A 13825-nucleotide genomic window follows, 5' to 3' on the forward strand; every position below is an offset into this window, starting at 1 on the left:
ATACTCCGGAGCCATCGATGCACCACTCACTCCAGTCCTCCGCCGTGCGCCGCCGCGGCCTCCTCACCGGGGCGCTCGCCGGCGTCGCCGGGGTCGCGGCCTGCTCGGACGAGGAGGAACCGCCGCCGGTGGACGAGGGCGGCGTCGGCGCGGCCGAGGAGACCACCCCGTCCGAGTCGCCCTCGCCCGAGCCGCCCCAGCCGCTCACCATCACCCACGTCGGCGACACGTTCCCCGGCTCCCACCCCAACCGGCTGCCCTCCGACGGCGGCGCGAGCTTCTTCGAGGGCGTGGCCGACGAGCTCAGCGGCGACGTCGTCATCGCCAACATGGAGGGCGCCCTGTCGACCCTGGAGTTCGACAAGTGCGGCGGCGGCTCGTGCACCTACTTCCGGCTCCCCGGCGAGTACGCCGGGGTCTTCGCCGAGGCCGGCATCGACGTGCTCAACATCGCCAACAACCACGGATGGGACGCCGGACCCGACGGCGCCGCCCAGACCGTCGAGGCGGTGAACGGCGCCGGCATGGAGCTGGCCGGCATGAAGGACGAGGTCGTCACCGTGGAGGCCCGGGAGCTGACGGTCGCGGTGGTCGGCTTCGCGCCCTACTACTTCTACACCGACGTGCGGGACCTGGACGCGGTCGCCGCGCTGGTCTCGGCCGCCAAGTCCAGCGCCGACCTGGTGGTGGCCACCGCCCACCTCGGCGCCGAGGGCACCGACCAGCGCCACGTGCCCGAGGGGGTCGAGAACTACCTGGGCGAGAACCGCGGCGACACCCGTGCGTTCTGCCACACCTGCGTCGACTCCGGGGCCGACCTCGTCGTCGGCCACGGCCCGCACGTGCTGCGCGGCATGGAGCTGTACAACGACAAGCTCATCGCCTATTCGCTGGGCAACTTCGGCGGCGGGCAGAACCTGTTCTCCATCGACGGGCACCTGGGCATCTCCGGCATCCTCAAGGTCGACCTGCTCGAAGACGGCACGCTCACCGGCGGGCGGATCGTCCCCAGCCGGATGGACGACCGCGGTTACCCTCAACTGGACGCCGACGGGGCGGCGATCGACTCGCTCAACGAGCTGGCCGCCGACTTCGGCGAGGCCGGCGTCACCGTCGACGGCGACGGCGCGCTCGTCCTCCCGGACGTCCGAGGCGGCGCCTAGACTGGCACTCTGAGGCAGGGAGTGCCAAACTTGAGTCCGGTCGGATAAGGGCAAGCGCGACAGCGAAGGGACGTGGCCGCGATGGACGATCGCAAGCTCGAAGTGCTGCGTGCCATCGTCGAGGACTACGTCGCCACCCAGGAGCCGGTGGGGTCGAAGGTGGTGGCCCAGCGCCACGGCCTCGGTGTGTCCGCGGCGACCGTCCGCAACGACATGGCCTACCTCGAGGAATCCGGCTACATCCACCAGCCGCACACCTCGGCGGGCCGCATCCCCACCGACAAGGGCTACCGCCTGTTCGTCGACCGGCTCGGCAAGATCAAGCCGCTCTCGACCGCCGAGCGGCGCGCGGTCCACCGCTTCCTGGCCGAGGCGCTCGACCTCGACGACGTCGTCACCCGCACCGTGCGGCTGCTCTCGCAGCTCACCCACCAGGTCGCGGTCGTCCAGTACCCGAGCCTCAACCGCTCGACCGTGCGCCACCTGGAGCTGGTCTCCTTGGGGCCGGGCCGGCTCATGCTGGTCATGATCACCGACACCGGCCGGGTCGAGCAGCGCCAGTTCGAGCTGTCGACCGACCTGTCCGAGGACGACATCCTGGATCTGCGCAAGCTCATCAACGAGCAGCTCCAGGGCAAGCCGCTCACCGACGCCCCCGGCATCATCGCCGACCTGTCCGACCTGGCCCGGCCGGAGCTCGGCACCGCCGTCGCCGAACTGGCGCGCGTCCTGCTCGAGACCGTGGTCGTCCGGGCCGAGGACCGAATCGCCGTGGCCGGTGCGGCCAACCTCACCCGCCACGCCGCCTATTTCTCCGGATCGCTCCGTTCGATCCTCGAGGCGCTGGAGGAGGAGGTCGTGCTCATGCAGTTGCTGGGCCGGGCCGACACCGGTCCGCTGCTGACCGTCCGCATCGGCGACGAGAACGAGATGGACGACTTCCGCGAGACCGCCGTGGTCACCGCCGGGTACGGGCCCGGAGCGGTGGTCGGGCACATGGGCGTGCTGGGACCGACCCGCATGGACTACCCGGGCACCATCGCCGCCGTCCGCGCGGTGGCCCGGTACGTCTCCGAAATTCTGGAACAGAACCGCTGACAAGGGACTATGAGAGCGCACGTGGCTAAGGACTACTACGGGATCCTCGGTGTCGACAAGAACGCCGACGAGGACGAGCTCAAGAAGGCGTACCGGAAACTGGCGCGCAAGTACCACCCGGACGTCAGCGACGAACCCGATGCCGAAGAGAAGCTCCAGGACATCAACGCCGCGTTCGAGGTCCTGATGGATCCGCAGAAGCGCGCGATCGTCGACTCCGGCGGCGACCCCTACGATCGCGCCGCCGCCGGGGGCGGGGCCGGGCCCGGCGGCCCGTTCATGGGCTTCGAGGACATCATGGACGCCTTCTTCGGCGGCTCCATGGGCGGCTTCGGCAGGCGCGGCCCGCGCTCGCGGCGCCGCCCCGGCTCGGACGCGCTCCTGCGCCTCGACCTCGACCTCGAACAGGTCGCCTTCGGCACCGAGTCGACCCTGACGGTCGACACCGCGGTGGTGTGCGACGAATGCGACGGCGCCTGCACCGAGGGCGATGAGACCCCGAGCACCTGCACCACCTGCGGCGGCTCCGGCGAGGTCCAGGTCGTGCAGCGCACGATCCTCGGCCAGGTCCGCACCGCCCGCCCCTGCTCGGCCTGCTCGGGCTACGGCACGGTCATCACCGACCCGTGCCGCAAGTGCGGCGGGGAGGGCCGCGTCCGCTCGCGGCGGCGGATCACCGTGAAGGTCCCGCCGGGCGTCGAGGACGGGATGCGCATCCGCCTCTCCGGCGAAGGCGAGGTGGGGCCCGGCGGCGGCCCGGCCGGCGACCTGTACGTGGAGGTCCACGAGAAGCCCCACGAGGTCTTCACCCGCGACGGCGCCGACCTGCACTGCCGGGTCCGGGTGCCGATGACGCAGGCGGCCCTGGGCACCAAGCTGAACGTCCACACCCTCGACGACCAGGTCGAGATCGAGGTCGCGCCGGGCACCCAGCCGGGCACGATCAAGAAGGTCCGCGGCGCCGGCGTGCCGAAGCTGCGCGGCGGCGGCGCCCGCGGCGACCTGTACGTCGACCTCGACGTGCGCACGCCGACCAAGCTCGACACCGAGCAGGAGGAGCTGCTGCACAAGCTGGCGACCCTCCGCGACGAGGAGATCAAGGAAGTGAAGACCGGCTCCGGCTTCTTCTCGAAGATGAGAGACGCTTTCAACGGCCACGCCTAGATGGATCCGGTCTTCCTGGTCGAGGCGCTGCCCGACGGCGCCTCGACCGTCCTCGACGGCCCCGAGGGGCACCACGCCGCCGACGTGCAGCGGCTCCGGCCCGACGAGCGCCTGACCCTGACCGACGGCTCCGGCGCGCTCGCGCGGGCGCGGGTGACCGGGGCCGAACGCGGGCGCCTCCACCTGGAGATCCTCGAGCGCCGGACCGTCCCCGAGCCCGACCCGAAGCTCACCGTCGTGCAGGCGCTCCCCAAGGGAGACCGCGGCGAACTGGCCGTCCAGATGCTCACCGAGACCGGCGCCGACGAGGTCGTGCCCTGGGCCGCCGCCCGGTCGATCACCCAGTGGAAGGGTCCGCGCGGCGACAAGGCCCGCGCCAAATGGGCCGCCGCCGCCCGCGAGGCCACCAAGCAGGCCCGCCGCGCCCACCTGGCCCGCGTCGCCGAACTCCACACCACCAAGCGGCTCCTCGACCGCCTGCGGCCAGCCGCCCAGGTCCTGGTCCTCCACGAGACCGCCGCGCAGCCGCTGTCCCAGGTCGACCCGGCCGCCTCCGGCGAGATCGCGCTCGTGGTCGGACCCGAGGGCGGCATCGGCCCCGGCGAGCTCGACGCCCTCGCCGAGTTCGGCCCTCGCGTGCGGCTCGGCCCGACCGTCCTGCGCACCTCCACCGCCGGGCCCGCCGCCCTGGCGGTCCTCCAAGCCCGCCTCGGCCGCTGGTAATAAGATCGCGCAATGACCGATCCGGACTGCATCTTCTGCAAGATCGTCGCCGACCAGATCCCGTCCCAGCGGGTCCGCGAGACCGAGCGCGTCCTGGCCTTCCGCGACATCAACCCCAAGGCCCCCACGCACGTGCTGGTCATCCCCAAGGACCACCACGCCGACGTCGCCGCCCTGGCCCGGCGCGACCCGAACCTGGCCGCCGAGGTCCTCACCGTCGCCGCCGACGTGGCCGACGACGACGGCGTCACCGAGACCGGCTGGCGGATGCTGGCCAACTCCGGCCGCAACGCCGGACAAGAGGTCGACCACGTCCATGTGCACGTATTCGGCGGCAAACCGCTCGGACCGATGCTGTCGGGCTGAAAGCTCAAGCGGTTGGGGATTTCGCATTGTCGGGCCTCGGCGCGGAGTTCTACCATTGAGGCATCGCAAGCGGCGGTCACCGGATCGCCGTTCATCTCCAATTGGGAAGCAGGTGGCGAACAGCCCGTACGGGCGAAGCCTATGACCGACCGCTCTACGCAAACCGGCCAGATCACCTCGACGATCACCGTCGCCGACCAGCGGGCGCTCATGGCCCTGCTCGGCCGAGCTGACGAGAACCTCCGGTACATCGAGAACCGCAGCCCGGGCGTCGACCTGCACGTCCGCGGCGACACCATCACCATCACCGGCGTCAACGGCGAGGCTCACGCGACCGAACGGCTCATGAAGGAGCTGCTCGCCTTGATCGAGAACGGCGAGAACGTCGATCCCGACATCATCCGGCGCACCGAGACCATGCTCGAAACCGCTCCCGCCGAGCGGCCGGTCGACGTGCTCACGCACAACATCGTCTCCCGCCGCGGCAAGGCGATCCGGCCCAAGACCCTGGGCCAGAAGCGCTACGTCGAGTCGATCGACGAGCACACCGTGATCTTCGGCATCGGACCGGCCGGGACCGGCAAGACCTACCTGGCCATGGCCAAGGCCGTGCAGGCCCTCCAGGCCAAGGAGGTCAACCGGATCATCCTGACCCGGCCCGCCGTCGAAGCCGGCGAACGGCTCGGCTTCCTGCCCGGCACCCTGGGCGAGAAGATCGACCCGTACCTGCGGCCGCTCTACGACGCGCTCCACGACATGGTCGACCCCGCCTCGATCCCCAAACTGGTGGAGGCCGGCACCATCGAGGTCGCCCCGCTGGCGTTCATGCGGGGCCGGACGGTGAACGACGCGTTCATCATCCTCGACGAGGCGCAGAACACGACCGCCGAGCAGATGAAGATGTTCCTGACCCGGCTCGGGTTCGGTTCGAAGATGGTGGTCACCGGTGACGTGACCCAGGTCGACCTGCCCCGCGGGACCGCATCGGGCCTCCGCGTGGTCCGGGAGATCCTGGGCGGGGTCGACGACGTGTCCTTCACCAACCTATCGGCGAACGACGTCGTCAGGCACCAGTTGGTCAGCGACATCGTCACCGCCTACGAGCGGTGGGACGCCGCACGGGCCGAAGCCGACGAACCGAAGAAGGGGCAGCGGGGCAGCCGTGGGCATTGAGATCGCCAATGAGTCCGGGCAGGCGGTGGACGAGTCCGGCATCGTCGACGCCGCCCGCTTCGCCCTCGGCGAGATGGGCGTCAACCCGCTCGCCGAACTGTCGGTCATGATCGTCGACCTCGACCACATGACCGCGCTCAACAAGCGCTGGATGGGCGGCACCGGCCCCACCGACGTGCTGTCCTTCCCGATGGACGACGCCATGCCGAGCCGGCCGGACTCCACCGAGCCGACCACGCCGATCCTCGGCGACCTCGTCCTCTCACCAGACGTGGCCGAGGCGCAGGCCAGGGACGCCGGGCACTCCACCACCGACGAGCTGCACATGCTCACCGTCCACGGGGTGCTCCACGTCCTCGGCTACGACCACGCCGAACCCGAGCAGGCCAAGGAGATGTTCGGCCTGCAGAACCGGTTGCTCGAAGCCTGGCGCGCCGGACGGCGCGCCGCGCAGGGAGCGGAGAGTTAGGTCCCGATGGGCTTGGACTACACCCTTCTCGCCACGGCGGTCGCCCTCATCCTCCTCGCCGGGCTGGCCGCCATGGTCGACTCTGCGGTCAACGCCGTCTCCCCGGCGCGGTCGGCCGAACTGGCCGAACAGCACCGGCGCGGCGCCGCCGCCCTCGTCCGCATCACCGACGACCTGCCGAAGCACCTGAACCTGCTCATCCTGCTGCGGGTCGGCTGCGAGTCCGCCTCGATCGCGGTCATGGCCGTGGTCGCCTTCCACACCTGGGACGGCTCCTGGCTCGCGGTGGGCCTGACCGCCGTGATCATGACCGTCGTGTCGTTCGTGATCATCGGCGTCGGGCCCCGCACCATCGGCCGCCAGCATGCTTACCCGATCGCCCTGGCCGCGGCCGGACCGGTCCACCTGCTGGGCGCCGCGCTCGGTCCGCTCGCGCGGCTGCTGATCCTCATCGGCAACGCCGTCACCCCCGGCCGGGGCTTCCGCGAGGGCCCGTTCGCGACCTCCCAGATCGAGATCCGCGAGATGGTCGACGCCGCCGAGGCCTCCGGCACGGTCGACCACGACGAGCGCGACATGATCGAATCGGTCTTCGCCCTCGGCGACACCGTCGCCCGCGAGGTGATGGTGCCGCGCACCGCAATGGTGTGGATCTCCGCCGATCAGGCGGCCTCCGAGGCGAAGCGGGTCGCGCTGCGGTCGGGCTTCTCCCGCATCCCGGTGATCGGCGAGGACCTCGACGACGTGCGCGGCGTCGCCTACCTCAAGGACCTCGCCCGCCTCGACGCCGACGACCCGCCGGTGGCCGAGGTGATGCGGTCGGTCTCGTTCGTGCCCGACTCCAAGCCCGTCGACGACCTGCTGCGCGAGATGCAGACCGCGCGCATCCACATCGCGATGGTGGTCGACGAGTACGGCGGCACCGCCGGGCTGGTGACCATCGAGGACATCCTCGAGGAGATCGTCGGCGAGATCACCGACGAGTACGACGACGAGCTGCCGCCGGTCTCCTGGCTCGACGACCGGTCGGCGCGCGTGACCGCCCGGTTCGGCATCGACGACCTCGCCGAGCTGTTCGGCGCCGAGCTGCCCGAGATCGACGTCGACACCGTCGCCGGGCTGCTGGCGCACGAGCTCGGCAAGGTGCCGCTCGCCGGCGACCGGGCCGTCCTGGCCGGACTGGAGCTGACCGCGGAGGGTACCGTTGGCCGGCGCAACCGCATCGAGACGGTGCGCGTGAGCCGCCTGCCCGAGGCCGACGACACCGTCCGCGCCGAGGCGCCGTCCACCGACCATGAGAGGCACGAAGTAAATGTCTGAGCCGACCGCCGAGGCCCTCGATCCCGAGGACGCCAAGCTCGTCACCCTCGCCCGGGGGGCCGCCGGGAGGGTGCAGCAGACCACCGGCGCGGCCGTCCGCGACGGCATCGGGCGCACCTACGCCTCGGCCGCGGTCGACCTGCCCTCCCTGCGTTTGACGGCGCTGCAGGCGGCCGTGGCGCAGGCGTTCGCCGCCGGGGCCGACACGCTCGAGGCCGCCGTGGTCTTCGGGGCCGCCGCCGACGACGAGGGCGTCAAGGCCGCCCGCGAGATCGCCGCCGACCTCGCCGTCTACGCGGTGGTCGGCAAAGAGGTGAACCGTCTTGGGTGAGGACGCCTACCGGGCCGGATTCGCCTGTTTCGTGGGCCGTCCCAACGCGGGCAAGTCGACGCTGACGAACGCGATCATGGGCCGGAAGATCGCCATCACCTCCAAGCGTCCGCAGACGACCCGCCACGTCGTCCGCGCCATCCTGCACCGGCCCGACTCGCAGCTCATCCTGGTCGACACCCCGGGCCTCCACCGGCCCCGCACGCTGCTGGGCGAGCGGCTCAACGAGCAGGTGCGCCAGACCTGGTCCGAGGTCGACGTCATCGGGGTGTGCCTGCCCGCCGACGAGAAGCCCGGACCGGGCGACCGGTTCATCGCCGAGGAGATCCGGAACCTGCGCGCCAAGGTCGTGGCCGTGGTCACCAAGATCGACCTGGTGAGCAAGAACAATCTGGTCCGGCACCTGACGAACGTGTCCGAGCTGGCCGACTTCGCCGACATCGTGCCCGTCTCGGCCAAGACCGGGGAGAACCTCGAGACCCTGGTGGACGTGTTCGCCGGGCACCTGCCCGAGTCGCCGCAGCTCTACCCGGACGGGATGGTCACCGAGGAGCCCGAGCGGGTCATGATGGCCGAGCTGGTCCGGGAGGCCGCCCTCGAAGGCGTCCGCGACGAACTCCCGCACTCCCTGGCCGTCGTCATCGAGGAGATCGAGGACGAGCAGAGCGAGGGCGGGCCGCGCAAGAAGATCTGGGCCGAGATCTACGTCGAGCGCCAGAGCCAGAAGGGCATCGTCATCGGCAGGCGCGGCGAGCGGCTGAAGCGGGTGGGCACCAAGGCCCGCAAGGGCATCGCCGAGCTCATCGGCGGGCGCGTGTACCTCGATCTGCACGTCCGGGTCGCCAAGGAATGGCAGCGCGACCCGAAGCTGCTCAAGCGCCTCGGCTTCTGATCCGGCCCCGGCGCGGCTCGAACGGGCCCGCCTGTTTCAGCGCACTTGTGCGCACCGTATGCGCACGAACGCGCACAAGTGAGTAGTGACAGCCCTCACCGAACCCTCGCTTGCACGCCGTTTCCGGCATCATGTACGCTTAATACATCGACGCGGGATAGAGCAGCTCGGTAGCTCGCCAGGCTCATAACCTGGAGGTCGTAGGTTCAAATCCTGCTCCCGCTACCAAGAAATACCAGGTCAAACCCGGTTTCCTCACCAGAGGGAGCCGGGTTTTTCCATCCGTGTTGCTCGTTCGTTGCTCAGATGAACCATGATCACTCGGCACAACCCTGAATTACCAGCAGTCATCATCGTGATCTGTATCACTAAAATAGCTATCGTCCTCCGGTGCAACGAAAACACGATCCCTATTCGAGTGTAGATGCGGAGCCGTGGACGCTTGGAGCGTCGAGGTCTGCGGGAATGATGTGCCCAGCGGGAAAGAGCTCAGCTCGCACTAGCTTGTCATCTTGGTAGGCGAACAGCATCGCAGCTGGCTGGGTGTAGGTGGCCTCTTGTGCTGGTTGCACACCCAGGTTCCGGTCATGCGGTGTGTACTCGACCTGGATCTTGAGGATCTTGGCTGTTGCCGCAAATACCTGGTTATCGATCCTGGCCGCCTTGACTGGAATGGTCTTCCGGGGTTCAGGGATGATCGACCAAGCCTTGAGAGTGGGGAGTCCCAACCCAGGCATTCCCTTGAACCAGTCGGCGAGGTCCAGACGCGTTCGGCCGTCAGCTTGCAGGTTACGTTCCAGGGCAGAACGGAAAACCCCGCTTTGCAGGGCTCGATCGAGCTCGAGAGGGGCCTCGACTTTTGGGTTGGCTATCCAGGCAATGAGTTCCTCGTTCGTGGAGAAGTACTTCATATGTCCGACGTGGCGGACATGTGCCTCTCGGAGAAGATCCGGGTGCAACCGGCCGTCATCGCCTTGGAAACCCTTGTCAGCGGAGACGAAAATGGGGTTCTGTGACTGCTCCGCGGCGTTCAGGAAGGACAGCCAGGCTACGACGTCGCGTCCGCCCCTGACGCCCTGCGCGCCAGCCAGTGCCGGCCGAATCCGACTGGCCTCGCGGTGCATTGCCTCTTTCTCAGCGTCTTCCGGGGCTGGCAGCACCTCTTGGATGACACGCCGTACACCCTCCTCGTACTGCTTGACCGCCGATGAGATCGAAGGTGCGTAGCGAGGTTCGCCGGTGCGCAGGAACTCGATGCACCCTGTCCAGGTCGCCACCTCCCGCGTGAGTCGCATCCGCGCCGATGTTTGCTGGTCCTCTGGCTGCGTCGTGTCGAGTGCTCGCTCGAGAAGCTTCTCGATCTTGCGTCGGTAGGAACTCGTCAGCTCCGTCATTACGATCTCTGGGATCGCCAGACGGATGCGTCGCTCCGCGGCGACCGCCCGCAGCAGCGTCATCTCTGGCATGAACAGATGCCCATCGATGAGCTGATTCGTATCAAAGACGATTCTGTGCATGGCACCCAGTCTATCGCCCACGGTGATCCATAAGAGCAGCGCAGGGGGCGCGGACTGAATCCTCAAGTGCAACGTCGTAGTACGTCATTCGCTCGTAGATAACGATGTTGTAGCGATTCCGCTGCCCGGGTGCTGGGAGGTAAAATCATTCGACCGAACCCAACCGCTTGATCGCGACGGCCGAAGAACCCAAGCGCAACATCCAGCAAACCAGGAGCACTATGCCCGATTATGATTTTAAGACACTGTCTCCTGCAGACTTTGAGCTGCTCGTACGCGACTTGCTGAATGCCGAGCATGGCTGGCGTCTTGAGGCTTTCGGGCATGGTCGCGACGGAGGTGTTGATCTCCGAGGGCAAACCAGTGATGGCAGCCTCGTAATTCAATGTAAGCACTATGCAGGGTCGACATTCGGGGATCTCCTCAAGGCTGCGAAGAGTGAACGGTTCAAGCTCGAAACCGAAAACCCAGATCGGTATATATTTGTTACTTCTCAGAATCTCAGCAAGACTCAAAAGGACACCTTGTGTGGCGAGCTGAGGCCATATCTAATGGATTCTCACGATCTCTTGTCGCGGCTTGACCTAAATGAATTGCTAGGTCGACACGCGAAGATCGAGGAACGGAATTTTAAACTGTGGCTAGCATCCGATACCGTTTTGAGGAGAATAGTTCAGGCTGGGCTATGGGAGCGGAATGAAGCTCTCCTCGAAGATATCCGTGACCGGGTCCAGCTCTATGTAGCGAACGCAGGGTTTGATCAAGCAAGGGATGTTCTCAACTCGCAGGGGGTAGTTGTACTCACGGGAGCTCCAGGTGTCGGAAAGACCATGCTAGCGGAAATGCTGCTGCTCTCACACTGGTATGAAGGCTGGCAAGTTATACAATTGTCAGATATTAAAGAAGCCTGGGATAGTACCGTTCGGGGCAGGCAACAGATATTCTTTTTCGACGACTTTCTAGGTCAGACCGACTTGAGTGAGCGTAGTAGAGCTAGCGATTCTCAAATTACCCGATTCATGCGCAGTTTGGAACGAGACCCTAGCAACCGTCTGGTGATGACAACCCGGACGCAGATTCTTAATCAGGCGAAACTTATTAGCGAGGAAGTCCGACGCGCCGAATTCAACCCGAGTCAATATATTGTGAAACTGGCAGATTATGGACCATTTGAGCGTGCGCAAATTCTCTATAATCATCTGTACTACTCAGTGCAAGACCGCGAAGTTATACGCGAGTACGTTGCCGATAGGCGATACCATGAAGTGATTTATCATCCGAACTACTCTCCGAGAATCATTGAGCAAGTGATCCGAAGGAGAGTTTCGTCTGCAAGAGAGCTGGATGACGCGATCCGTACCGCGCTAGATAGGCCAATCGAGCTCTGGGGAACAATGTTTGAGACAGTTCTCTCTTCGGCGGCGCAGAAAATCGTAATCACAATCTCCTCATTTCCCGTCGAAGGAGTTCGACCGGAGATCCTGCGAAAACTGTGCGCTGCGGATCTGACGCCAATCCAGTACAACCATGCTCTGAAGCCGCTGGAAGGGACCTTTGTGTCGATTCAGCATCGGCCGCGTCATACAGTCCCGACAATCGCGTATGCTGATCCCAGTGTTCGAGACTATATTCTTGCGTTTCTTGATGGGGAAACAGAGTACGTAGTACAGCTCATCCAAGGTGCCACGGAACTAAGTCAAATTGCTACTCTACTTGACTACGCCAGTGCTGTTGTGAGCGGCGGCACGAAATTTCCCGGCATTGCTTCAGCAATTAGATCAAACCAACGTATGGTCGCGGACTCGGTGCGGAAAATAATCCACGATAGCGATCCTGCATCGCGAATCGAAGAAGGACGACTCGCATTCCCTATCATGAAGCCACTAGTGCACTTGCTTGGACACGCCTCATTCCACATGCCAACTGAGCTGCCTGACCTTGTTCAGATCGCCTTTGACCTCGCTGAGCGCTGCGACTATCAACTCCTTGAAGAGACTCTTGAGGGCATGGCCTATATGGTGATTCGAGATCCAGAGACGTTCGAGCTTATAATGCCAACCTTGATTCCGAAACTCCTAAAAGCCTGGGGTCATGAAGTAATCCAATCTGACAGATTGATGGACTTTGCGAATTTCGTCGAGCAGCACGAAAGCTTCTTGGGGCAATTCACTGATCCTCAGGAACTTGTACGGGAAGCAGCCCTTTCGGCGTTGCAAGCCGATCTGGATGCTCTGAACGACAATCGTAGTTCAATCCATGCTGACATGGAATGGATTGATGGCGTTGAAGAAGCCGCAGTTGCGACGGGGGTACTTGAGCAGCTCAGCCCCGAGATTACTCGTGAGCGCATTGAGACTTTGGAAGAATACGATATAGAAGAATACGACTATGTGGGTGCGTATGAATCTGCCTCTAAACCAGTCCTTGGGGCGGGGATCAGTCAGCAGGCCCGAGAGCCTGCACGGAACCAAGAGATCGAAATCGATGCCATGTTCGACAATCTAAGCTAGCGACCTCGTGCATGGTTGTGGTTGGCGCGCAACAGCTCCTGTGTGCGGCTGAGTTCAGCTCGAGGAACCGGTCGCGCGGGCGGCGGTCTGCTGGTGTGAGAGCAGTCCGGCGACGGCTCCGATGATGTCGGTCATGGGCTCGCGGCGGCCGTGGTGGCGGGCGAGGGACCGCCAGTTCTTCAGATGCGCGATGCCGTGCTCAACACGGATCCGCCGGGACGAGTGCGCATGGCGCTGCTCGGCCAGGAGTGCCTCGTACCAGGCCGGCGGGTGCTTCTTGAACTTCCGGTGCGGTGGTGTCACGACCCGTCCACCGGATTCGGTCCCGAGCCCCTGGTATCCGGCATCGGCCAGCATGGTCGTGTCGTTCTCGGCGGCCAGCAGCTCCGGCAGCCCTAGCTGCCGGGCGTGGGTGATGTCCGCGCGGCTGCCGGGCACCGCTGGGCTGCAGTACAGCACGCGTCCCTCGGTGTCGGTGACGACCATGGTCTTCACCGCGTTCTGCTTGGTCTTGCCGGAGACGAACCGGTCGCGGCCTGGGCTGCCTTCCGCGGGTCGGCGGACGCGGATCTCGGTGCCGTCGACGATGCCGGCCTGTCCGGTGGCGCCGAGGTGGTCGACGACCTCGGCGAGGGTGCGCAGCCGGACGCCAGGAGCGATGGAGCAACCCCGAGCGGCCAGTAACGGCCGGATCTCACCGACAGCGCGGGTGATGGTGGAGCGGTCGACGCCGAACCAGCAGGCGAGCACGTCATGGGTGACGCCGTGCCGCAGGTTCACCAGGGTGGCCAGGAGTCGGTCGATGAAGACCAGCCGGTGCTTCGCTCCGGCGCCGATGGCTCGGCTCCGCGGCCGGGAGACCAGGCGGTCGATGCGCTGCTGCTCCCAGATCGGTCCGATCTCGGCCTCGATCGCGGCGATCACCTCGGGTGTCAACCCGGTGATCCGCCGGTCGCCAACGATCGCATCCCGCACTCCGGTCCCCACCATGGACCTATGATCCACGTTGAAGGCCTTGTGCGCCAACCACAACCATGCACGAGGTCGTTAGGACGGCCGCTATCCGCGTTCGTTGAGCGCCTCGAACTACCTCCTTCGC

At 65.9% G+C, this 13825-nt stretch carries 13 protein-coding genes and 1 tRNA gene; 12 read left to right on the plus strand and 2 right to left on the minus strand.

Translation table 11 applies throughout. From position 1 onward, the window contains the following. Positions 1-17: 17 nt before the first annotated feature. From CUT39_RS10645 to CUT39_RS10695, 11 genes are all read left to right on the plus strand, one after another. Positions 18-1163, plus strand: a complete 1146-nt coding sequence (locus CUT39_RS10645; protein ID WP_100446349.1) for a CapA family protein — start codon at positions 18-20, stop codon at positions 1161-1163. Positions 1164-1244: 81 nt separating this feature from the next. Next, complete coding sequence (hrcA, locus tag CUT39_RS10650) at positions 1245-2261, plus strand: heat-inducible transcriptional repressor HrcA (protein ID WP_100447066.1); 1017 nt, start codon at positions 1245-1247, stop codon at positions 2259-2261. A gap of 21 nt (positions 2262-2282) precedes the next feature. After that, positions 2283-3425 (plus strand): molecular chaperone DnaJ, encoded by a 1143-nt coding sequence (gene dnaJ, locus CUT39_RS10655; protein ID WP_100446351.1) that lies wholly within the window; start codon positions 2283-2285, stop codon positions 3423-3425. Continuing rightward, positions 3426-4148 (plus strand): 16S rRNA (uracil(1498)-N(3))-methyltransferase, encoded by a 723-nt coding sequence (locus CUT39_RS10660; protein ID WP_100446353.1) that lies wholly within the window; start codon positions 3426-3428, stop codon positions 4146-4148. Between the two features lie 12 nt (positions 4149-4160). Further along, the gene (locus CUT39_RS10665; RefSeq protein ID WP_100446355.1) at positions 4161-4514 is read left to right on the plus strand and encodes a histidine triad nucleotide-binding protein; all 354 of its coding nucleotides are present in this window, start codon (positions 4161-4163) and stop codon (positions 4512-4514) included. Between the two features lie 141 nt (positions 4515-4655). After that, complete coding sequence (locus CUT39_RS10670) at positions 4656-5687, plus strand: PhoH family protein (RefSeq protein ID WP_100446357.1); 1032 nt, start codon at positions 4656-4658, stop codon at positions 5685-5687. Further along, complete coding sequence (ybeY, locus tag CUT39_RS10675) at positions 5677-6156, plus strand: rRNA maturation RNase YbeY (RefSeq protein ID WP_100446359.1); 480 nt, start codon at positions 5677-5679, stop codon at positions 6154-6156. The genes CUT39_RS10670 and ybeY overlap by 11 nt, the downstream gene beginning before the upstream one ends. Positions 6157-6162: 6 nt before the next feature. Continuing rightward, positions 6163-7476, plus strand: a complete 1314-nt coding sequence (locus CUT39_RS10680) for a hemolysin family protein (protein ID WP_100446361.1) — start codon at positions 6163-6165, stop codon at positions 7474-7476. Next, entirely contained in the window at positions 7469-7807 is a 339-nt protein-coding gene (locus CUT39_RS10685; protein WP_100446363.1) for a cytidine deaminase, read from the plus strand. Before CUT39_RS10680 ends, CUT39_RS10685 begins: the two co-directional genes overlap by 8 nt. After that, the gene (gene era, locus CUT39_RS10690) at positions 7800-8699 is read left to right on the plus strand and encodes a GTPase Era (RefSeq protein ID WP_100446365.1); all 900 of its coding nucleotides are present in this window, start codon (positions 7800-7802) and stop codon (positions 8697-8699) included. The genes CUT39_RS10685 and era overlap by 8 nt, the downstream gene beginning before the upstream one ends. Positions 8700-8850: 151 nt before the next feature. Further along, positions 8851-8927: transfer RNA gene (locus CUT39_RS10695), tRNA-Met, on the plus strand. Between the two features lie 182 nt (positions 8928-9109). Here the strand turns inward: CUT39_RS10695 and CUT39_RS10700 are convergent. Next, positions 9110-10216 (minus strand): PIN domain-containing protein, encoded by a 1107-nt coding sequence (locus tag CUT39_RS10700; protein WP_157930600.1) that lies wholly within the window; start codon positions 10214-10216, stop codon positions 9110-9112. Positions 10217-10437: 221 nt separating this feature from the next. Between CUT39_RS10700 and CUT39_RS10705 the strand changes: the two genes are divergently transcribed. Next, positions 10438-12726, plus strand: coding sequence for an nSTAND3 domain-containing NTPase (locus CUT39_RS10705; protein WP_198587053.1), 2289 nt, complete (start codon positions 10438-10440; stop codon positions 12724-12726). A gap of 54 nt (positions 12727-12780) precedes the next feature. Here the strand turns inward: CUT39_RS10705 and CUT39_RS10710 are convergent, their stop codons facing one another. Next, positions 12781-13716 carry a transposase family protein gene (locus CUT39_RS10710; RefSeq protein WP_198587054.1) on the minus strand — a complete coding sequence of 312 codons (936 nt, stop codon included), beginning with the start codon at positions 13714-13716 and terminating at the stop codon, positions 12781-12783. Positions 13717-13825 lie beyond the last annotated feature (109 nt).

Origin of the sequence: Glycomyces xiaoerkulensis (assembly GCF_002798405.1) — a bacterium.
Classification (GTDB): Bacteria; Actinomycetota; Actinomycetes; order Mycobacteriales; family Micromonosporaceae; genus Glycomyces; species Glycomyces xiaoerkulensis.